The sequence below is a fragment of the Halomonas sp. AOP7-B1-5 genome, assembly GCF_052353045.1.
GTDB classification, from domain to species: Bacteria; Pseudomonadota; Gammaproteobacteria; order Pseudomonadales; family Halomonadaceae; genus Vreelandella; species Vreelandella colorata.
In genome coordinates this window covers 96109-116418 of record NZ_JBQTDC010000001.1, presented here as the reverse complement: position 1 = coordinate 116418, position 20310 = coordinate 96109, and the positions used below count along the sequence as shown (strand labels likewise).

Sequence of the window (20310 nt, the reverse complement as noted above, 5' to 3'; positions counted from 1 at the left end):
GTGGTAGTCACCCAACACACTTAATCTGGTGATTTCATCCATGAAGACGTTCAGTGCTAAGCCGCAGTCCGTCCAGCGCGACTGGTATGTAGTCGACGCCACGGACAAAACGCTCGGTCGTCTGGCAACCGAGATTGCTCGCCGCCTGCGTGGCAAGCATAAGCCCGAATTTACCCCTCACGTTGATACTGGCGACTACATCGTTGTGATTAACGCCGAGAAAGTCCATGTAACTGGCAACAAGGCGAAGGCTAAGACCTATTACCGCCATACCGGTTACCCGGGCGGTCTGCGTTCCATGACGTTTGACAAAATGCTTGATCATGCGCCCGAGCGCATCATTGAGTTCGCCGTTAAAGGTATGCTGCCGAAAGGTCCGCTGGGTCGTGCCATGTATACCAAGTTAAAAGTGTACGCCGGTGCCGAGCATCCGCATGCTGCTCAACAGCCGCTTGAACTGAACATCTGAGGAAATCTTCGCCATGACACAGCAGTATTACGGTACCGGGCGCCGCAAGACTTCCACCGCTCGCGTGTTTATGAAGCCGGGCTCTGGCAAAATCACCGTTAACGATAAAGACCTCGACCTGTATTTCGGTCGTGTGACTGGTCGTATGGTGGTTCGTCAGCCGCTTGAGTTGACTGAGACGCTGAACCAGTTTGACCTGTTCATCACTGTCGCTGGCGGTGGTGGCTCCTCTCAAGCAGGTGCTATTCGTCACGGTATTACTCGCGCCCTGATGAACTACAACGAAGACCTGCGTCCTGCGCTACGTGCCGCTGGCTACGTTACGCGTGATGCTCGTCAAGTTGAGCGTAAGAAAGTCGGCCTGCGCAAAGCACGTCGTCGTCCGCAGTTCTCCAAGCGTTAATTTTCCAACGCTGTGCGGCAAAACGCCCAGGCCACCGGCCTGGGCGTTTTTTATTGTAAAATCAAAATCCCTATGGCTTGGGCGTTATGCTATTTTGCTGTCTTTAAAGCAGTGAGTGGCAACCTTTCTGTGTGTCGCATCCAACACTCTGCACGCTTATTGTTAAGCGTTAATTTATAGTCACATGTTTATAGCCACATGAAGATTTGAATGGGAGAAGTCCCGTATGGCAGACCACGGCGTTAATAAAGGTCGACGACGTTTCCTTGTCGGGGCTACTTCCGTTATGGGGGCGGTGGGTGTTATCGGCGTGGCCGTTCCATTTGTGGCTTCGTGGAAGCCGAGCGCGCGAGCGCGTGCGGCGGGTGCGCCGGTTCAGGCTGATATATCCAAGCTGCGCCCAGGGCAGCGTATGACCGTTGAGTGGCGGGGGCGGCCGATATGGATCATTCGCCGTACGTCTGAAATGATCGCGCGTACGCAGGCGCTGCCGGCGGATTATCTGGCAGATCCTGATTCACGCCAGCCGCAGCAGCCTGCTTACGTGCAAGGGGAGCTCCGTTCGCTCAGGCCTGAGGTCGGCGTGCTGGTTGGCCTGTGTACGCATTTTGGCTGCTCGCCGCTGTATCGCCCCGAGCCTGATGCTCAGGCGGGTGATGATCACTGGCCTGGAGGGTTCTTCTGTCCTTGCCATAGCTCGCGGTTTGATTTGGCCGGGCGTGTGTATGCAAGCATGCCCGCGCCAATCAATCTGGAGGTGCCGCCTTATCATTATCTAAGCGAGCATATTATCGTAGTGGGTGAGGATCAGGAGGCGGGTTGATGGCGTCGCAGGACAAGACAGGCGGTGGTTTTATGAAATGGCTGGACACGCGCTTTCCGGCAAGCAGGCTATGGCGCGACCATCTCGCCAGTTACTACGTTCCTAAAAACCTTAATGTCTGGTATGTGTTTGGCTCGCTTGCTCTGTTGGTGTTGGTTAATCAGCTGTTAACCGGCATCTGGCTAACCATGAGCTATAGTCCGACTGCCGAAGGGGCCTTCGCGTCCATTGAGTACATTATGCGTGACGTGGAGTGGGGATGGCTGATCCGTCATATGCATACCACCGGCGCCTCAGCGCTGTTTATCGTTGTCTATCTGCATATGTTTCGTGGGCTTCTGTACGGCTCATACAAGGCGCCGCGCGAGCTTGTGTGGGTGTTTGGAATGGCCTTGTATCTGGTGCTGATGGCTGAGGCGTTTATGGGCTATCTGCTGCCTTGGGGGCAGATGTCCTACTGGGGGGCGCAGGTAATTACATCGCTATTCTCGGCGATTCCAGGTATCGGAGAGGGGCTTGCTCAGTGGGTGCGTGGCGATTACCTGGTATCGGGTGTTACCTTGAATCGTTTTTTTGCGTTACATGTCGTCGCCTTGCCGCTGGTTATTCTGGGCCTGGTAGTGCTGCATATTGTGGCGCTGCATGAAGTAGGGTCGAATAACCCCGACGGTATTGATATTCGAATGCGCATCGACGATGCGGGTAAACCGCTGGATGGTATCCCATTTCATCCGTATTATACCGTCAAGGATTTACTTGGCGTGGCGATCTTCTTGTGCGTTTTTTGTGGGGTTATTTTTTATTTTCCAGAAGGCGGCGGTTATTTTATTGAGCAGCCAAACTTTGAGCCGGCCAATCCGCTGCAAACGCCTGATCATATTGCGCCGGTTTGGTACTTCACGCCCTTTTACGCCATTTTGCGTGCGATCAACTTTTCAATATTTGGTTTGGACGCCAGGTTTCTGGGCGTCGTTTTCATGGGCGGCGCCATTGCAGTACTTTTTGTTGTGCCGTGGTTGGATCGTAGCCCAGTTCGTTCCATGCGCTACAAGGGCTGGCTATCAAAGCTAATGTTGGGGCTGTTTGGGGTAAGTTTTGTCGCTTTGGGTGTGCTGGGTATGTTGCCATCCACGCCTGTGCGAACGCACTTGGCGCAACTGTTTACCGCGACTTACTTTGCCTATTTTCTGTTCATGCCTATTTATACCCGTTTGGAAAAAACCAAACCTGTGCCCGAAAGGGTGACCGGCTGATGAAGCATCTATGGATAGCAGTATACTTTTTGCTAATGCCCATAATAGCAGTAGGCGGGCAGGGCGAGCGCGAATTACGCTCGGGGGCGCCTGACTTGCAGGATCAGGCGTCACTACAGAATGGCCTAAAGCTTTACGTCAATTATTGCTTGGGTTGCCATACGCTGAGCTATCAGCGATTTTCACGCACAGCCAATGATCTGGATATTCCTCAGGCGCTGATGGAGGAGGCCGTCATGTTTTCATCGGCGGCCGACTTTAATGACCCTATGCATAATGCCTTGAGGGCGGAAGAAGCAGCGCAGTGGTGGGGCGTTGCACCGCCGGATTTGTCGCTGACGGTACGTCTGCGGGGGGCTGACTGGGTGAATGCTTATCTGCTGGGGTTTTATCAAGACTCTAGTCGTCCGAATGGCGTCAATAATACGCTGTTTGACTCAGTGGCCATGCCCAATGTGCTTGAGCCGCTTCAGGGGGTACAGGTGCTGGATTGCTCTAAAGCTGAGCAGCAAGGATGCGATCGCTTGAAAGTGATAACACCTGGGGTGATGGCGCCCGATGAGTTTGAAAGTGCGGTATACGATATTACTAATTTCTTAGCCTATGTTAGTGAACCTTATCGACTGAAAGCTCAAGCTGTGGCGCCTAAGATTATGATTTTTTTATTTATTTTTAGCGTCATTGTCTACTTTCTTAAGCGTGAGTACTGGAAAGATGTGTATTGACGTGGTTGGACGTAAATAAGTTGGCAGCATAAGCCATGCTTATGTTGTTTTGATGTCAAGCAGTAACCCAAAACGGGCTGCCTTACCATAAGGTGGCTTTGGCGTGTTATTATCCATAATTGTTTTGATGCGAGGATGCTTTCATGGGTGTTGTGGCCAAGCGGTCGTCGATGATTTTTTACTCAGGTAGTGATGATCATTTCAGTCATCGCGTGCGCATTGTGCTGGCTGAGAAGGGGGTGGCTGTTGATATCGTTGATGTTAACGTGGAACAACCACCTGAAGATTTAGCAGACCTCAACCCGTATAATAGCGTACCTACGCTTTTAGATCGTGATTTAGTGCTTTATGAGTCTAAGGTCATGATGGAGTATCTGGATGAGCGTTTTCCGCATCCTCCTTTACTCCCTGTTTATCCTGTTGCCCGTGCGCAAAGCCGTTTGTGGATGCACCGTATTGAGCGTGAATGGTGCCCCATGGTCGACCAGATTCGCAGTGGCGGGAAAAAAGAAGCTGAAAAAGCGCGTAAAGAGCTACGTGAAAGCCTGATTGGTATTTCGCCTATTTTTGAAGATATGCCCTTCTTTATGAGCGAAGAATTCACGTTAGTAGATTGTTGCCTTGCACCGATCTTGTGGCGCCTTCCCGACTTGAATATCGAATTGCCTGAAAAACAGGTAAAACCACTGTTAAGTTACATGTCGCGAGTATTTGAGCGGGAAGCGTTCAAAGCATCCTTGAATGAGCATGAAAAAGAGATGCGTGCTTGAATTTACATGGCCCCGTCGCCTGAGAAAGGCCGGGGTCTTACTTGTTAGGAGGAGGGAGTCTTATGAAGTCGAGTCGCCCCTATCTCGCCCGAGCGCTCTATGAGTGGCTGTTGGATAATGAGTTGACGCCCTATTTGGTCGTTGATGCGACGCAAGCCGGGGTCGAGGTGCCGCGTCAGTTTGTGCAAAATGGTCAGATTGTCTTGAACGTAGCGCCGACGGCTGTGCGCGATCTGTTTATGGAAAATCAAGCCATCAGTTTCAATGCCCGCTTTGGTGGCCAGCCAATGCAGGTGATGGTGCCGATTCCGGCGCTTATCGCTATCTATGCGCGTGAGAACGGTGTGGGCATGGTCTTTGGTCATGAGCCGGAATTGGGTGAAACGACGGATGATGAGGAGGCTTTATTTAATGAAGCACCCGATGCGCCTTCCAAGCCTGAGCTATCTGTGACGGATCCGGTGCCTGAAAGCGAGCTTGATGATGTTTCTGAATCATCATCGGCGCCTTCAAAGCCCAAGAAAAAACCGACGCTTCGGGTGGTTAAATAACTAAGCATCGTGATTGACCTGGTCATAAAAAAACCTCGCACAGACAATGTGCGAGGTTTTTTTTGACTAGCGCTGAGCGTTTAGTCGATATATTCAAATACCTTGACGATTCGCTGAATTCCGCCGACCGATGACGCGGCGTTGACTATCCGGTCGGCTTCTTCGTGAGTCACCATGCCCATCAGGTAGACGCTGGCATTTTCAGTCGTCACCTTGAGCTTGGATGAATCGATGCGATCGTTGGTCGCCAGTGTGCTCACCACGTTGGTGGTTAACCAGGTATCTGTCAGGCGTTGGCTGGCCGGAAGGCGAGCGGCGATGGTGAGTTCGTTATGCACTTGATTAACGCCGCGCAAGTTGCGTGCAACATCGCCGGCTTTCGTGCGAAGCTCTTCGCTGGGCACCTGGCCCACTAATAACAGCGAGCCGTTGTAACTGTGCGCGCGAATGCGGGCATCGCCCAGGCGTGCATCGGCGCGATCCAGCGCACGTTCAGCCTCACGCTCAATGGTGGCGTCCACTGCTTGCACGTCATCACTGCGTTGGCCGTAGTTGGACGGGTTTGACGCAGTATTGGTCGCACAGCCGCTAATAAGTGCAGCAGATAACAGGGTCGCGACCAGCAGCTGGCGAGTAGAAAAACGTATGGCCATGGTGAATGACTCCTTATCTTAATGAAAGTAATAAGAGGTGAGGCGACGAGTTATGCCGCGCTGCCGAACAGCTGCTCATCAATAAGATCGCACAAGCAGTGAATGACCAGTAAATGAACCTCTTGAATTCTTGCCGTTGATGTCGCGGGAACGCGAATCTCGCAATCATCCTGACCAAGTAGAGAGGCCATATTACCACCATCGCGCCCGGTCAGAGCCACCACGGTCATTTCCCGATCATGAGCGGCCTGGATCGCTTGCACGATGTTCGCGGAATTGCCGCTTGTTGAGATCGCAAGCAGAATATCGCCGGGCTGGCCCAATGCGCGGATCTGCTTGGAGAACACCTCGTTATAGCTATAGTCGTTAGCGATAGAGGTTAGCGTTGAAGTGTCGGTGGTTAATGCCAGGGCCGGCAGGCTGGGGCGTTCACGCTCAAATCGATTAAGCAGCTCCGACGAAAAGTGCTGACTGTCACCGGCGCTACCGCCATTGCCACAGGCAAGAATCTTTCCTTCACTCACTAAGCACTGCACCATCATTTGGCTGGCAACTTCGATAAACGGTGGCAGTACTTCGCTAGCATAGGTTTTCGTATCAATGCTGGCGTTAAAGTGGTCAAGAATACGCGATTGAAAATCCATTAGGGCTTCCTAGTTAAAATAGAATCAGTAGGCATCAAAAGCCGCTTTTTCCCAGTGGAACTCAAGGTTGGGCGGCGCGCCAGTAATAGCAAGAATATCAAAGCGGCAGGGAGATGTAAGGCCGTATTTGCCAATATATAGCTGGGCCGCACGTATCAGGCGCTGCCGTTTTGTAGCCGTTATGGTTTCCAACGGGTGGCCGTAGCGGGTGGTTACCCTATGTTTGACCTCTACAAACACCAACGTGCTGCCGTCACGCATCACGATATCCAGCTCGCCACCTTTGACATGGTGGTTTTGAGCCACAAGCGTCAAGCCCTTCTGCTGCAGCCATTGAGCGGCTAACTGCTCAATGGCTGCACCGCGCTTGCGCGCCGTTTGGGCGTTATTCATTACCGCTGGTTTGACTCGGGATCAAGATGGGAGAAGGCGTGCCATTTTGGAACTTGGCCCACGGCAGTTCGCGGTATATACGACCGTCGCCGGTTAGGTAGAGCGTACCAGTGCTGCCGCGCATGCCGTCAAGCGAGGCGATATCCGATAGGTGAGTCGCGATTTCATAAGCATCCACGCCCATGGCCATCAGGCGGAACATGGACGCATCGGCTTCTTCGCTCAAGCGTTGATAGGTGGGGTAAAAGGGCAGTATTTCTTCGCCACCCACCGCAGCATCAGGAATTTGCCAAGGGATATCCACGAACATAACATCGTTTAGATCCTGGTCGCGGCGCGTTTGCAAACGGCCTTCATGCAGGTGTGAGGTTGCATAGATAGGTAGGTTGGGCGCGTAGTAGTAATCCAGTGTGGGCGGTACCTGGCGTGCGTAGTCGGGCAGCGCGAGCAGGAAAAGAGCGTCGATGCTGCCAAGCTGGGCGCGCTCGCCACTCACATTCAGGGCCGTTTTTACGGCATTGGCGACCGGACTTTCGGGGTTATAGCGAACGGCGTTGGTAACCTCGCCTCCTTCGCGGTGGAATTCATTCCAGAAAGCCTCGCCCACGCGGCGTCCCCAGTCGTTGTCAGGCACCATCACCGACATGCTGCGGCGGCCGTCTTGATAGGCGCGACGGGCAGCTTGACGGGCTTCGTCCTCAGCGGAAAGCCCGTACTGGAACAGGCGCGCAGCACGGTTTTGCTCACCACTACCATAGTTAAGCGCGAGGGTAGGCAGCGGCACGCTATTACGCTGTTCCAGCTGGCTAACCTGTTCTTTTTCAAGCGGGCCGATGACCAGTTGGGCATTCATCTGTTCAGCACGGCTATAAAGCTCATCCATGGAGTATTGAGAGGCGTCTAGGAAGCTCAGCTGTACGTTGTCTCCCTTGATCTCATTATGGCGGCGCATTGCGGTAGCTAATGTGTTTGCAACGCTGCTAAGCGGGCCGGACTCAGGCAGGGCAACCACGATGCGGCGGATATCCTGGCCTTCAAGGCCGGGCAGCGCTAGGTTGTCAGGGTCAAGCTGATTTAAGGCATTACGTGCCCAGCTCTGGCGGTCGATCAGGGTTTCCTGCTGGTCATCCTGCATTGGCAGGTCATCGTTGAGCACCTGGGTTGCGCGTAATACGGCGCGCGGGTCATCCATTGCGCGAGCGAGTTCTGAGAAAAGCAGCGCCCAGCGAACGCGATCCGTTTCTGACAGCCTGGCTTCATCGATGGCATCGGCGGCTGCAAAGGCATCTTCCCGCTGGCCTTGTTGCGCCAAAATAGTGGCCGCTTCCAGACGCGTCTTGGCGGCTTGATCCGGGGCTTGCTGTTCCGCCTGACTTAGCAAGCGGCTCGCTTCCTGATCATCCGCGCGGTCAACCACGCTAGGTGACTGCATCGCACAGCCGGTCATGAGAAGTGCTATGAGGGCAGTGGCGAGTACGCCACGCAGAGACTGTTTCATGTATCCTTCCTTAGTTTTCATTTGCGCTGTCGCCGCTTGTTGGCATTTCGTTGGCATTGCACAAGCATAGCGCACCGTCAGAGCAAGCCATTAACAAATCTGGAGTCACGATGACACACCACAATCCGGGCACATTGTACGTGGTTGCCACCCCAATTGGGAATTTGGACGATCTATCGCCGCGTGCAGCTCGGGTATTAGCGGAAGTATCGCGCATCGCGGCAGAGGATACGCGCCATAGTGCACGCTTATTGGCCCATTTAGGGGTTAATACGCCCATGTTGTCGCTGCATGAACATAACGAGGCGCGCCGGGTGGATACGCTGGATGCCTACCTGCAGGCGGGTGAAAATATTGCCTTGATAAGTGATGCGGGAACGCCGCTTATCTGCGACCCGGGCTTCGTTCTGGTGAGAGAGCTGCGCCTCCGCGGTCGGCATGTGGTGGCATTACCTGGCCCGTGTGCGTTGGTAACGGCGTTATCTGGCGCCGGCTTGCCTACAGATCGCTTCACCTTTGGCGGCTTTTTACCCGCCAAGCCGGGGGCGCGCCGTCAGGCGCTGGAAGAGTGGCAAGCCCGGGAAGAGACCCTGGTGTTTTACGAGTCGCCGCACCGTATTGTGCATACCCTTGAAGCGCTGCACGAGCAGATGCCCGAGCGCAGTGTAGTGCTTGCCAGAGAGTTGACCAAAACGTTTGAGACATTTTTGCAAGGCACGCCTGAAGAACTGCTGGCCCAGTTGGCTGACGATCCTAATCAGGCAAGGGGTGAGTTTGTCGTCATGCTGGCGGGCGCGCCACCGGTTACACAGAGTGAGCATCAGGATATTAGCGCCGATCAGCTGATGAAGGTACTGCTGGATGAGGGAGTGGGGGTCAAGCAGGGGGCGGCGATAGTGGCTCGAATGCTGGGTGGGCGCAAGCAGGAATGGTATGCAAGATTGCAGGCAATTAAAACCGAGCATTGAGGCGAAGCGAGGGCGCTGGTATGCTTGCCGCCGGAGTTGGCCAGACAGTCGCCGCTAACCCATCTTTTGGATGGGCTGGGGGAGGAAAGTCCGGGCTCCATAGGGCAGAGTGCCAGGTAACGCCTGGGCGGCGTAAGCCGACGGAAAGTGCAGCAGAGAGTAGACCGCCTAAGCCCTTTGAAATAAACCTCAAGGGGCCGGTAAGGGTGAAAGGGTGCGGTAAGAGCGCACCGCGCGCCTGGCAACAGTGCGTGGCATGGTAAACCCCACTCGGAGCAAGACCAAATAGGGACCCAATGGCGCGGCCCGCGCTGGGTCCGGGTAGGTTGCTTGAGCGCTTTGGTGACAAAACGCCTAGAGGAATGACTGTCCACGACAGAACCCGGCTTATCGGCCGACTCCCCATTTCCATAAAGGGGCTCGCACTAGCGTGCCCTCTAAATATTGTGTGAGAGTAACATGCCTTCTCCTGACGCTGACCAGGTCGTTTCCCCGTTTCGCCATACCAGCGTATTACTGGAAGGGGCTGTCGATACCCTTATACATAATCCCGATGGCGTTTATCTGGATGGCACGTTTGGCCGAGGAGGCCATTCGCGGCTGATCTTGTCGCGCCTGGGTGAACAGGGCCGCCTCATGGCGATGGATCGCGATCCTCAAGCCATTGCGGCTGCCGCTGAAGTTAATGATGCTCGCTTTCAAATTACCCAGCGTGAATTTGCCCACTTGGCAGACTATGCCCGTGAGCAGGGCGTATACGGAAAACTGTCCGGTGTATTGCTGGACGTCGGCGTTTCTTCTCCACAGCTGGATGATCCTGAGCGAGGGTTCAGCTTTATGCGCAATGGTCCATTGGATATGCGCATGGACCCCACTCAGGGAGAAAGCGCTGCTGAGTTTCTCGCGCGCGCGAAGGAGGCCGATATCGCCCAGGTATTTAAAACGTATGGTGAAGAGCGCTACGCCAAACGGTTGGCTCGTGCTGTGGTCGAGCGGCGTGTTGAAGCGCCGTTTACCCATACGGTCGATTTGGCTGAGGTGTTGAAAAAAGCCCATCCCGCCTGGGAAAAGGGCAAGCATCCGGCGACAAAAGCATTTCAAGGGTTACGAATTTATTTAAATGGCGAACTTGATCAGCTAGATGCTGCCTTAGACGCAGCGCTTGAAGCGCTGGCGCCGGGTGGTCATTTGGTGATTATCAGTTTTCACTCGCTGGAAGACCGTCGCGTAAAACGCTTTATCCGTCATCACGTACGTGGCGATACCCACCTGCCGCGCGGTGTACCTATCCGTGATGACCAACTAAACCGTCGCCTTGAAGCGTTAAGTCGAGGCGTACGCCCGAGTGATGATGAGGTAGCTGGTAATCCACGTGCGCGGAGCGCCGTTATGCGGGCTGCCCGAAAACGAGTATAAGCATGAGCATGGATCGGATTGAGCGTTGGGCCTCAACGCTACGCACCGAATGGCCTTTCAAGTTACGTCTTCGTACGTGGCCCATTATTATTTGTCTGCTGTTTTTTCTTTGCATCATCAGTGGGTTGGCAACGGTTGCCGTCACCCATATGACGCGCGTTCAGTTTGCCCAACTGCAGCATCTTCAGCAGGAAAAAAACCAGCTGCAAACCGAGTGGGGGCAACTTTTATTGGAAGAGGGTGCGTGGTCGACGCCTGCCCGGATTGAGCAAATTGCCACGGAACGCCTGGATATGCGTATTCCTGACGTGCATGACGTTGAGGTCATTCGGCCATGAGAAACGAGCGTCGGGGAGGTATGTCCCGTCAGCAGCCTATTGCTCCACCGCTGAGTGGCGGCCGTTTTGTGTTTATATTGATCATGGTCGGTTTAGTGACGTGCGTTCTTATTGGGCGGATCACGTTGCTGCAGGTTATCGACCGGCCTTTCCTGCAAAGCCAGGGGGATGCGAGAACGCTTCGCCATGAGGCGATACCTGCCCACCGCGGTATGATCACTGACCGCAACGGTGAGCCTCTGGCTATTTCAACGCCAGTCGTGACGCTATGGGCGAATCCTCAGGAACTGCCTTCCGACGGTATCCAACGCTTTATGCTGGCGCAGGCGCTGGGCATGTCACTAGACGATTTCGAGTCCCGGGTTGAGCGCTACAGAAGCCGCGAATTCATGTATCTGCGCCGTCAGATGACGCCAGAGGCGGCGCAGCGCATCCTTGATTTACGCACTCCAGGTGTTTACCCGCAACGAGAGTACAAGCGCTACTACCCCGCAGGGGAAGTGGCGGCGCAGATACTCGGCGTAACCAACGTTGACGATGTGGGGCAAGAAGGCCTGGAGCTTTCCTACCAGCCGTTTTTGGCCGGGCACCCAGGCCAGCGCCGCGTGATTAAAGATCGTCGTGGCCGTTTGGTGCGTGAGCTGGGCGTTATGCGCGAAGCCCAACCAGGCGGTGATCTGGTGCTGTCGATCGACCAGCGTATTCAATATATGGCGTATCGTGAGCTACGCGCAGCCGTTGCCAAAAACGATGCCGACGGCGGAGTGCTAGTTACCATGGATGCCCGCACCGGTGAAGTGTTGGCGATGGCTAACCTGCCCTCCTATAACCCTAATAATCGCACCGGGCTTGATCCGCGTGGCCTGCGTAATCAAGCATTGGTCGATGTTTTTGAACCGGGTTCCGTTATGAAACCGCTGGCCATGGCCGCTGTATTGGAAAGCGGTATTGTTGACCGTGATGCGGTGGTGGATACTTCGCCTGGCTGGATGCGTATCGATCAATTTACCATTCGCGATTTTCGTAATTATGGTGACTTGACGTTAGCGGGTATTCTGGAGCACTCATCCAATATCGGTATGTCGCGCTTGGCGCTGCAGCTAAGCGATACGGCTATCTGGGAAAAATACAATCAGCTGGGGCTTGGGCAGGCACCTGGCACGGGGTTCCCCGGTGAGGCAAACGGCAGCTTGCCAGCGCCCGTGCGCTGGTCGCGCAGTGAGCGGGCAGCGCTGTCTTACGGTTACGGCCTGTCGGTTACCGCCGTTCAGCTGGCGAGTGCTTACACGGCATTAGCCAATGGCGGCATGCGTTTGCCACCTTCTTTATTGCGCCTGTCTGAGCCACCCCAGGGAATACCCGCGATTGATCCTTCAGTCGCCAACGATCTGCTGAGTATTCTGGAAACATCTGTTGCCGCTTATACCGGTGGCCGACGAGCCCGCGTGGAAGGCTATCGAGTAGGTGGTAAAACCGGTACGGTGCGTAAATCCGGCCAAGGCGGTTACACCATGGATGCCTATCGCAGCGTGTTTGCCGGCATTGCGCCTATTTCTGATCCCCGTATTGTGACCGTGGTAATGATCGATCATCCGAAAGCCGGCGAATTTTATGGTGGTGCGGTTGCCGCGCCGGTCTTTTCAAGCGTGACGGGTAATGCGTTGCGCTTACTTGACGTGCCGCCAGACCATGAGGTCGAAGAGTAGCATGACTAAGGAGATTGCATGACGTTGGCTCCCAATGATTTATGGGAAGCGCTGGGTAGCGTATGGCCGAATGAGCCCTTTACTCAGACACTACCCGCACTGCCTGAGTCGCTGCGTTTGATTACCGATTCACGCAAGCTGGCAGCAGGTGATGTGTTTGTTGCCGTGCCGGGTAGTCAGGGCGATGGGCGTGACTATATTGAAGTGGCGCTGGAGCAGGGCGCTTCGCTAGTGTTAGCGCATACCAAGCAGCCCCATGCTGTTTGGGAAGAACGAGTACTCTACCTGCCTCACTTATCCGTACGTTTAGGCGAGCTGGGCAGGCAGCTTTTTGATGTGCCTACTGATCTTGAAGTGATCGCCGTAACAGGCACCAATGGGAAAAGCTCCGTCACACATTATATTGCGGCGTTGAGCGAGGCCCTGGGTACTGCTGCTGGTGTGATCGGTACATTAGGCGTTGGCCGCCCTGGCCAGCTGGCTGATAGTGGCTTGACCACGCCAGGTCCTTTGGCATTACAGGCAACGCTTGGCGAGCTTTCCCGCCAGGGGATCAAGCGAGTGGCGCTTGAGGCCTCCTCGCACGCGTTGGATCAATACCGCCTGGACGCTGTCGACGTAAAAGTTGGCGTATTTACCAATCTGACCCGCGATCATCTTGATTACCACGGCAGTATGGCTGCCTATGCGGCAGCTAAAGCCAAGCTTTTTCGGCGTAGCGAGCTCGAGCTTGCCGTTGTGAATGCGGACGATCCTCTGGCCCGGTTGATGCTGGCTGGCTGTGATCAGCGCGTGCGCGTATTAGCCACCGGCCAGGATGAAGCTGTTACCTTTCGGGTGCTGGATGTCCAACTGAAAGAAACGGGCCAGCAGGCGCTAATTGCCACGCCGGAAGGCGAACGCGTATTGACGCTAGGCCTGATGGGCCGTTTTAACCTGGATAACGTCCTGTTGGCGATGGCTGTGCTTTACGGTCTGGGTCAAGCGATTGACCCGTTGTTCGAGGCGGCCGCAGCACTTGATCCAGTACCTGGGCGTATGGCGCTGTACCACGCGAAATCAACGCCCAGTGTTGTGATTGATTATGCCCATACGCCGGATGCGCTGCACAGTGCATTGCAAGCCCTGCGCGCGCACTTAGGTCAAGCGGGTAAGCTTTGGTGTGTGTTTGGCTGTGGCGGTGAGCGCGATACGGGTAAGCGTGCAGAAATGGCCAAAGCGGCGGAGCTGCTCGCAGACCAGGTAGTTGTCACCGATGACAACCCGCGGGGCGAGCCAGCAGAGCAGATTCGCCAGCAAATTATCGCGGGGCTCTCCTCGGCTGCGGTACCAATCGAAATAGGTGATCGTCGTCATGCCATTAGCCAAACGATTCAACAGGCTGGTGACAACGATGTGGTGCTTATTGCTGGAAAAGGCCACGAGGCCTATCAGGAAATCAATGGCGTACGCCATGCCTATAACGATGAAGATGAAGTGTTACGGGCCTTCGCGTTACGGAGCCATGCACCATGAGCTGGACGCTTGCTGAGGTAGCAACGGCGCTGGGTGTAGCAATATCTGAAGATCAAGCCGCGTTAGAGCTGACGGCTGTGGCTACCGATACCCGAAAAATTGTGCCCGGCTGCCTGTTCGTAGCGTTGAAAGGGCCGCGCTTTAACGGTCATGATTTTATCGGACAGGCCTACGAGCAGGGTGCTGCCGCAGCATTGGTTGAAGAGCAGGTAGATAGCCCGCTGCCCCAGCTTGTATGTCCGGATACTCGCCTTGGATTGGGGCTTTTAGCCGGTGCCTGGCGTGGCCGCTGGTCTATACCGTTGGTCGGCGTCACGGGTAATAGCGGTAAGACAACGGTCAAGGAAATGACCGCTGCCTTGCTGGCGCCTCTCGGTGACGTGCTGGCGACCCAAGGCAACCTCAATAACGATATTGGCGTTCCGTTAACGCTTTTAAGACTAACCGAAGAGCATCAAGCGGGCGTAGTCGAGCTGGGGGCGAACCATCTGGGCGAAATTGCCTGGTCTAGCCGTTTAACGCTGCCTGATGTGGCTATTATCACCAATGTTACGGGTGCGCACATTGGTGAGTTTGGCGGCATGGGCCATATTGCTCAGGCGAAAAGCGAGCTGCTCAACGGTTTAAGCGATCAGGGCGTTGCGGTACTTAATCGCGATGACCATTACTACGCCTTCTGGGCTGCCTGTGCGGCTCCCCGGCGCGTCATCAGCTTTGGGTTTGATAGCTCAGCGGATGTATGCGCGTCGGCGCTTTCTTGTGACTCCCAGGGGCGGTATGCTTTCACGCTTGTTCAGCATGGTAAGCCGCTGGGTAATGTACAGCTTGCTTTGCTGGGTAAGCATAACGTCAGCAATGCGCTGGCAGCAGCGGCGGCTGCATTGGCGGTCGGTATTACGCCTGCCGATGTTATGGCCGGTTTGCAAAATCTGCCGGTACTTAACGCGCGACTAAGCATCGTACCCGGATTGCACGGTGCCACGCTGCTCGACGATACGTATAATGCCAACCCCGGAGCGGTCAAGGCTGCGATGGAAACATTGATGCGTTTTCCTGCGCCACGCTGGTGTGCGCTGGGCGCCATGGGTGAACTTGGCGATGACGCTGAAACATTGCATGCCGAGGTTGGCCGTTACGCGGCTGAGCTTGGCATCGACAGGCTGCTGACGCTGGGTGATGCTGCGCGTTCGGCCTGTGACGCCTTTGGTCACGGGCAGCATTTTGACGACCACGAGACGCTAACGCGTCATGTCATTAATACTTTGCCGCCCGCCACCACGCTTCTGGTGAAAGGGTCGCGCAGCGCGGGTATGGAGCAAATCATTGCTGCGCTGCGCTCGGATGAAATAAGGTAAACGCCGTTCATGTTACTTCACTTGGCGAATTTTCTAGCTCAGTACCAAACGGGCTTTCAGGTTTTCAACTATCTCACTTTGCGCGTCATCTTGGCGGCACTTACCTCTCTTATGCTCTGCCTTTGGTTGGGGCCGTGGGTAATCCGTCGGCTCGTTGAAGGCCAGATAGGCCAGGCCGTGCGCGATGATGGTCCGCAATCCCATCTTTCAAAAGCGGGCACGCCTACCATGGGTGGCGTGATGATTTTGCTGGCGATGGCTATCAGTACTTTCATCTGGGGCGATTTAACCAACCATTATGTGTGGGTGGTGCTAGCCGTAACGCTGGGATTCGGAGCCATTGGCTGGGTTGATGATTACCGCAAGGTGGTTGAGAAAAATCCCCGCGGTCTGCCCGCTCGCTGGAAGTACTTTTGGCAGTCAGTGGTCGGGCTTGGTGCGGCATTTGTGCTTTATTTCACGGCAGCGACGCCGGCCGAAACCAGCCTCCTCGTGCCGCTGTTTAAAGATATCGCGCTGCCGCTGGGCGTGTTTTATATCGTGCTGACCTACTTTGTGATTGTGGGTAGTTCCAACGCGGTGAACCTAACCGATGGTTTGGATGGCTTGGCGATCATGCCCACCGTGCTGGTGGCGATGGGCTTGTCAGTCTTTGCTTATGCCAGTGGTAATGCTGTATTCGCCAACTACCTGCATATTCCGTTTATTAACGGTACCGGGGAGCTTGCGATTTTCTGTGCGACCATCGCCGGAGCAGGGCTCGGCTTTTTGTGGTTCAACACCTATCCCGCCCAGGTATTTATGGGCGATGTAGGCGCGCTTGCGTTAGGTGCAGCGCTTGGCGTGGTCGCGGTAATTGTTCGCCAGGAAATCGTCCTGTTCATTATGGGCGGTATTTTTGTCGTCGAAACCCTGTCGGTCATACTGCAGGTGGGGTCTTATAAAATGACCGGACGGCGTATTTTTCGCATGGCGCCGCTACATCACCACTTCGAATTGAAAGGCTGGCCGGAGCCACGTGTCATTGTGCGTTTCTGGATCATTACCGTGGTATTGGTACTACTGGGCCTCGCGACGCTCAAGGTTCGTTAATCGATGCGGTGATAGGGCCGCTGCAGCCTTAAGCGTATAACGCAAAGGAGCCAGATATGGTGCGAGTACCTAACGGAATGAGCGTTGTCGTTGGCCTAGGGCTTTCAGGTCGAGCAATTTGTCGGCATTTGGCACGCACGAATATGCCCTTCATGGTGGCGGACACTCGCAGTGAGCCGCCGGGCCTTGCGGCTTTTCATGCGGCTCATCCCGGTGTGGATGTGGTGTGTGGCCCGCTAACCGCGCTGGATTTTACCGATGCCCATGAAGTGGTGCTTAGCCCTGGTGTTGATCCCGCAACGCCCGGGCTGGAGGGCTTGGCTGAACGTATCAACCCGCATACAGGGGACTCGATGGTGGTGGGCGAAACCGCTCTGTTTGTGCGGGCCAACCAAGTGCCGATTGCCGCAATTACCGGCTCTAATGCTAAATCCACGGTGACCACATTACTGGGTGAAATGGCCAAAGCCGCTGGCTTGCGGGTAGCGGTGGGGGGGAATCTCGGCACTCCCGCGCTCGACCTGTTAGCCGACCAGCCCGATGCCGAGCTGTATATTCTAGAGCTTTCCAGCTTTCAGCTGGAAACCACGCCAGCGTTAGGCGCCAAGGCCGCTGCGTTTTTAAATCTTTGTGAAGATCATTTGGACAGGCATGGCGATATGCAGGCCTACCGCCAGGTCAAACAGCGCATCTTTATCGGTGCACAGCATGTCATTGTTAACCAGGATGACCCTTTGACCTGGCCTTCCCAGGAAGACGTGGCGACTATCCGGTTTTCAGTGAATGCGCCCTTAGACAACCACTGGGGGCTCGTTTGGGAGGAGGCTGATCTCAAACTAATGCAAGGGCAGACTCAGTGGCTTTCCGCTCGCGAATTGAAAATGGCCGGCCAGCATAACTATGCCAATGCCTTGGCAGCGCTTGCCATGGGCCAGGCGTTAGGGCTTAACGCATCTGCCATGATCGATACCCTTAAAACGTTTACCGGACTGCCGCATCGTAGTGAAACGGTGGCGCATATTAACGACGTTACCTGGGTAAACGACTCTAAAGGTACCAACGTGGGCGCCACATTGGCGGCGATCCAGGGGCTTGGCGCTACGCTTGAAGGTCGCCTAATCTGGCTTGCCGGTGGCGTTGGTAAGGGGGCTGACTTTACACCGCTTGCCACACCTTTGGCGCGCTGCGCGCGTCAGGCGCTACTGTTTGGCGCAGATAGTGGTCGCATCGCCCAGGCTATAACCTCGCAGGTGCCGGTGCGGCAAGTGAGGGATTTAACGCAGGCGATGGAGGAGGCTTTCGCCTTAGCCAGGCCCGGTGACTGCGTACTCTTATCGCCTGCGTGCGCGAGTTTTGATCAGTTTGCCGGCTATGAGGCCCGCGGTAAGGCTTTTCGTGACTGGGTCGAAAACAAAGCGGCGGAGGTATCCTTATGAGCCGAGTACAGCGCTTGCATCGCGTACTAACTACGCGTGATTTACCCTGCGATATATGGTTAATTGCCGCCGCTGTGGCACTCGCCGGCTTAGGCTGGGTGATGGTTAGTTCTGCCTCGGTAGGCCTTTTAGATAATAGTTTTTACTACTTCCGCCAGCACGGCATTTTCTTGGTGGTGGCAGCGTTAGGCTGTCTGTTTATGCTCAGCGTACCGCTTGAGGCCTGGCGGCAAAATGCGGCACTTATTTTCTTAATCAGTATTGGGCTGTTGGTGGTGGTATTGCTGTTCGGTCAGGAAATTAACGGCAGTAAGCGTTGGATAGCGCTGCCCGGGCCGCTGCCTAACCTCCAGGTGTCAGAGCTTGGCAAGATTGGCCTTATTTTTTACATGGCGATGTTTATGTCGCGCTTCACCTACGATTTGCGCCTTCGTGCGTTTACGCTATGGCGGCCTATCGCGGTATTGGCCGTGCCGGCCAGTTTGCTGTTTTTAGCACCCGACTTTGGCGGTATGGTGGTGTACTCAGTATGTGTGATTGGCATGCTGATGATGAGCGGCGCATCGCTTGTTTTACTGATTGGTAGTGGCGGGGCACTCGCCGCCGGGGCGGTGATGTTGGTGGTATTAGAGCCGTATCGCTTAGCTCGCTGGACCAGTTTTTTAGACCCTTGGGCCGATCAGTTCGCGACCGGGTATCAGCTTACCCAGGCATTGATTGCCTTTGGACGTGGTCATGTAACCGGCACCGGGTTAGGCAATAGCGTTCAAAAGCTGCACTATCTACCCGAAGCCCATACTGATTTTATCTTTGCGGTCATTGCCGAAGAGCTGGGCATGATTGGGGCAATCGTAGTCATACTGCTGTTTGCGTTACTGGTTAGCCGGGCCATGCTGATTGGACGTAAGGCTGAGCTCGCGGGTCATCTTTTCGGTGCCTATGTGAGTTACGGTATCGGCTTTGTTATTGCCTCTCAGGCATTTATTAATATGGCGGTTAGCTCAGGTTTGTTGCCCACCAAGGGGCTGACGCTACCGCTGGTAAGTTATGGCGGGTCGAGCCTGCTGGTCATCGGTATGATGATTGGCTTATTGCTGCGCGTAGATGCGGAAACCAGACACCGGCCGCGCCGTACGCCAACCCCTTATAAATCGCGCAGCGAACCGCGATTATCGTAATACTTTGTTAAGGAGTCGTTTGTGACGACGCACGCACATCGGCGCGTTTTAATCATGGCAGGAGGAACCGGGGGGCATGTCGTGCCCGCGCTTTCTCTGGCTCGTGCGCTCAAAGCACAGAATATCGAGGTTGAGTGGCTGGGCAGCCCCCGCGGCATTGAAAACCGGCTGGTGCCTGACGCTGGTATCAAGCTGCACACTATTGCGGTGAGCGGATTGCGCGGTAATGGCGCGGCTGGATGGCTCAAAGCACCGGTCAACCTTACCCGGGCGGTATGGCAGGCACGCCAGGTTATTAGCACGTTTAAACCTCAGCTGGTCGTCGGGCTGGGTGGTTTTGCCAGTGGCCCCGGTGGGCTTGCCGCCTGGCTGTCGCGTATACCGCTGGTAGTACATGAACAAAATGCCGTCGCGGGGCTAACCAATCGCGTGTTATCACGCTTAGCCACACGCAGTTACGCCGCCTTTCCCGAAGCGTTTGGCGAGCGTGCTGAGGTGATTGGTAACCCCGTGCGCGAAGAAATTGCCACGCTGGGTGAAACGCCGCGTACCGTGCAAGTGCTGCAGGGCCGCCCGCTGCGCCTGTTGGTGGTGGGGGGGTCCCTGGGGGCGGTAGCTTTAAATGAGCGTTTGCCTCAGGCGGTTGCCAGTTTGCCGACTGAAACGCGTCCTGAAATTCGCCACCAGGCGGGCAAGTCGCGGGATGTGCTAACAGCCGAAGGCTATGCCAAATACGGTATAGACGCTGAGGTGACGCCCTTTATTGATGATATGGCGGCGGCTTATGACTGGGCTGACCTTGTGGTATGTCGGTCAGGCGCGTTGACGGTAGCGGAGCTTGCCGCGGCAGCCAAGCCGTCACTGCTGGTGCCTTTTCCGTTTGCGGTGGATGACCATCAGCGGGTTAATGCCGATGTATTGGTCAAAGCCGGTGCAGCCCTGTGTGTTGTCCAGTCTGCGTTAACGCCTGATCGGTTGGCGCATTACTTGAGCGACTTGTTAGAGCCCGCGACGCTAGCACTGATGGCATCACGCGCGCGCCAAGCGGCCTATTTAGACGCCACTGAGCGATTAGCCGAAGGATGTCTGGCGATATTACCGAAAGGAGAAGCAGTGTGACCGAC

21 protein-coding genes and 1 other RNA gene are annotated in these 20310 nt (G+C 55.2%); 18 read left to right on the top strand and 4 right to left on the bottom strand.

Features of this window, described 5'->3' with window-relative positions; translation table 11 throughout:
* Nucleotides 1-40 precede the first annotated feature (40 nt).
* The 7 genes from rplM (at nt 41) to ACT3XD_RS00520 (ending at nt 4994) form a co-directional block, all read left to right on the top strand.
* Nucleotides 41-469 (top strand): 50S ribosomal protein L13, encoded by a 429-nt coding sequence (gene rplM / locus ACT3XD_RS00550; RefSeq protein ID WP_018915755.1) that lies wholly within the window; start codon nt 41-43, stop codon nt 467-469.
* Between the two features lie 13 nt (nt 470-482).
* The gene (rpsI, locus tag ACT3XD_RS00545; protein WP_018915756.1) at nt 483-872 is read left to right on the top strand and encodes a 30S ribosomal protein S9; all 390 of its coding nucleotides are present in this window, start codon (nt 483-485) and stop codon (nt 870-872) included.
* A 226-nt stretch (nt 873-1098) separates the two neighbouring features.
* The gene (petA, locus tag ACT3XD_RS00540) at nt 1099-1695 is read left to right on the top strand and encodes a ubiquinol-cytochrome c reductase iron-sulfur subunit (protein ID WP_192537201.1); all 597 of its coding nucleotides are present in this window, start codon (nt 1099-1101) and stop codon (nt 1693-1695) included.
* A complete protein-coding gene (locus tag ACT3XD_RS00535; RefSeq protein WP_192537202.1) occupies nt 1695-2948 on the top strand; it encodes a cytochrome b in 1254 nt (417 codons plus the stop codon). The genes petA and ACT3XD_RS00535 overlap by 1 nt, the downstream gene beginning before the upstream one ends.
* Nucleotides 2948-3673, top strand: a complete 726-nt coding sequence (locus ACT3XD_RS00530; RefSeq protein WP_192537204.1) for a cytochrome c1 — start codon at nt 2948-2950, stop codon at nt 3671-3673. The genes ACT3XD_RS00535 and ACT3XD_RS00530 overlap by 1 nt, the downstream gene beginning before the upstream one ends.
* A 143-nt stretch (nt 3674-3816) precedes the next feature.
* Nucleotides 3817-4443 (top strand): stringent starvation protein SspA, encoded by a 627-nt coding sequence (gene sspA / locus ACT3XD_RS00525; RefSeq protein WP_192537210.1) that lies wholly within the window; start codon nt 3817-3819, stop codon nt 4441-4443.
* 62 nt (nt 4444-4505) lie between these two features.
* Nucleotides 4506-4994: a ClpXP protease specificity-enhancing factor gene (locus ACT3XD_RS00520; protein ID WP_192537212.1), complete on the top strand. Its 489-nt coding sequence runs from the start codon at nt 4506-4508 to the stop codon at nt 4992-4994.
* Nucleotides 4995-5074: 80 nt separating this feature from the next.
* On the opposite strand, the gene ACT3XD_RS00515 is transcribed toward ACT3XD_RS00520, so the two are convergent.
* Genes ACT3XD_RS00515 through ACT3XD_RS00500 form a run of 4 tightly spaced genes read right to left on the bottom strand, consistent with a single transcriptional unit; the run spans nt 5075 to nt 8182 of the window.
* Nucleotides 5075-5647 carry a BON domain-containing protein gene (locus ACT3XD_RS00515; protein WP_192537214.1) on the bottom strand — a complete coding sequence of 191 codons (573 nt, stop codon included), beginning with the start codon at nt 5645-5647 and terminating at the stop codon, nt 5075-5077.
* Nucleotides 5648-5697: 50 nt separating this feature from the next.
* On the bottom strand, nt 5698-6291 hold the full coding sequence (locus tag ACT3XD_RS00510; protein WP_018915763.1) for a phosphoheptose isomerase: 594 nt from the start codon (nt 6289-6291) through the stop codon (nt 5698-5700).
* Between the two features lie 24 nt (nt 6292-6315).
* Nucleotides 6316-6684 (bottom strand): YraN family protein, encoded by a 369-nt coding sequence (locus ACT3XD_RS00505; protein ID WP_018915764.1) that lies wholly within the window; start codon nt 6682-6684, stop codon nt 6316-6318.
* Nucleotides 6677-8182 (bottom strand): penicillin-binding protein activator, encoded by a 1506-nt coding sequence (locus ACT3XD_RS00500; protein ID WP_192537216.1) that lies wholly within the window; start codon nt 8180-8182, stop codon nt 6677-6679. Before ACT3XD_RS00500 ends, ACT3XD_RS00505 begins: the two co-directional genes overlap by 8 nt.
* Before the next feature lie 110 nt (nt 8183-8292).
* On the opposite strand from ACT3XD_RS00500, the gene rsmI reads away from it, so the two are divergent.
* From rsmI to murG, 11 genes are all read left to right on the top strand, one after another.
* Entirely contained in the window at nt 8293-9150 is an 858-nt protein-coding gene (rsmI, locus tag ACT3XD_RS00495) for a 16S rRNA (cytidine(1402)-2'-O)-methyltransferase (RefSeq protein ID WP_192537218.1), read from the top strand.
* Between the two features lie 32 nt (nt 9151-9182).
* An RNA gene (gene rnpB, locus ACT3XD_RS00490) (RNase P RNA component class A) lies at nt 9183-9556 on the top strand.
* Nucleotides 9557-9609: 53 nt separating this feature from the next.
* Nucleotides 9610-10566 carry a 16S rRNA (cytosine(1402)-N(4))-methyltransferase RsmH gene (gene rsmH / locus ACT3XD_RS00485; protein WP_192537220.1) on the top strand — a complete coding sequence of 319 codons (957 nt, stop codon included), beginning with the start codon at nt 9610-9612 and terminating at the stop codon, nt 10564-10566.
* Between the two features lie 2 nt (nt 10567-10568).
* The gene (gene ftsL, locus ACT3XD_RS00480; protein WP_192537222.1) at nt 10569-10904 is read left to right on the top strand and encodes a cell division protein FtsL; all 336 of its coding nucleotides are present in this window, start codon (nt 10569-10571) and stop codon (nt 10902-10904) included.
* Between the two features lie 20 nt (nt 10905-10924).
* Nucleotides 10925-12610, top strand: a complete 1686-nt coding sequence (locus tag ACT3XD_RS00475; RefSeq protein ID WP_225736069.1) for a peptidoglycan D,D-transpeptidase FtsI family protein — start codon at nt 10925-10927, stop codon at nt 12608-12610.
* 18 nt (nt 12611-12628) lie between these two features.
* Complete coding sequence (locus ACT3XD_RS00470; protein ID WP_192537225.1) at nt 12629-14125, top strand: UDP-N-acetylmuramoyl-L-alanyl-D-glutamate--2,6-diaminopimelate ligase; 1497 nt, start codon at nt 12629-12631, stop codon at nt 14123-14125.
* Complete coding sequence (locus ACT3XD_RS00465; RefSeq protein ID WP_192537227.1) at nt 14122-15480, top strand: UDP-N-acetylmuramoyl-tripeptide--D-alanyl-D-alanine ligase; 1359 nt, start codon at nt 14122-14124, stop codon at nt 15478-15480. Before ACT3XD_RS00470 ends, ACT3XD_RS00465 begins: the two co-directional genes overlap by 4 nt.
* A gap of 9 nt (nt 15481-15489) precedes the next feature.
* Entirely contained in the window at nt 15490-16572 is a 1083-nt protein-coding gene (gene mraY, locus ACT3XD_RS00460) for a phospho-N-acetylmuramoyl-pentapeptide-transferase (protein WP_192537229.1), read from the top strand.
* A gap of 56 nt (nt 16573-16628) precedes the next feature.
* Nucleotides 16629-18008, top strand: a complete 1380-nt coding sequence (gene murD, locus ACT3XD_RS00455; RefSeq protein ID WP_192537231.1) for a UDP-N-acetylmuramoyl-L-alanine--D-glutamate ligase — start codon at nt 16629-16631, stop codon at nt 18006-18008.
* The gene (gene ftsW / locus ACT3XD_RS00450; RefSeq protein ID WP_192537245.1) at nt 18005-19186 is read left to right on the top strand and encodes a putative lipid II flippase FtsW; all 1182 of its coding nucleotides are present in this window, start codon (nt 18005-18007) and stop codon (nt 19184-19186) included. The genes murD and ftsW overlap by 4 nt, the downstream gene beginning before the upstream one ends.
* A gap of 21 nt (nt 19187-19207) precedes the next feature.
* Nucleotides 19208-20305: an undecaprenyldiphospho-muramoylpentapeptide beta-N-acetylglucosaminyltransferase gene (murG, locus tag ACT3XD_RS00445; protein ID WP_318782738.1), complete on the top strand. Its 1098-nt coding sequence runs from the start codon at nt 19208-19210 to the stop codon at nt 20303-20305.
* The last annotated feature ends 5 nt before the right edge of the window (nt 20306-20310 follow it).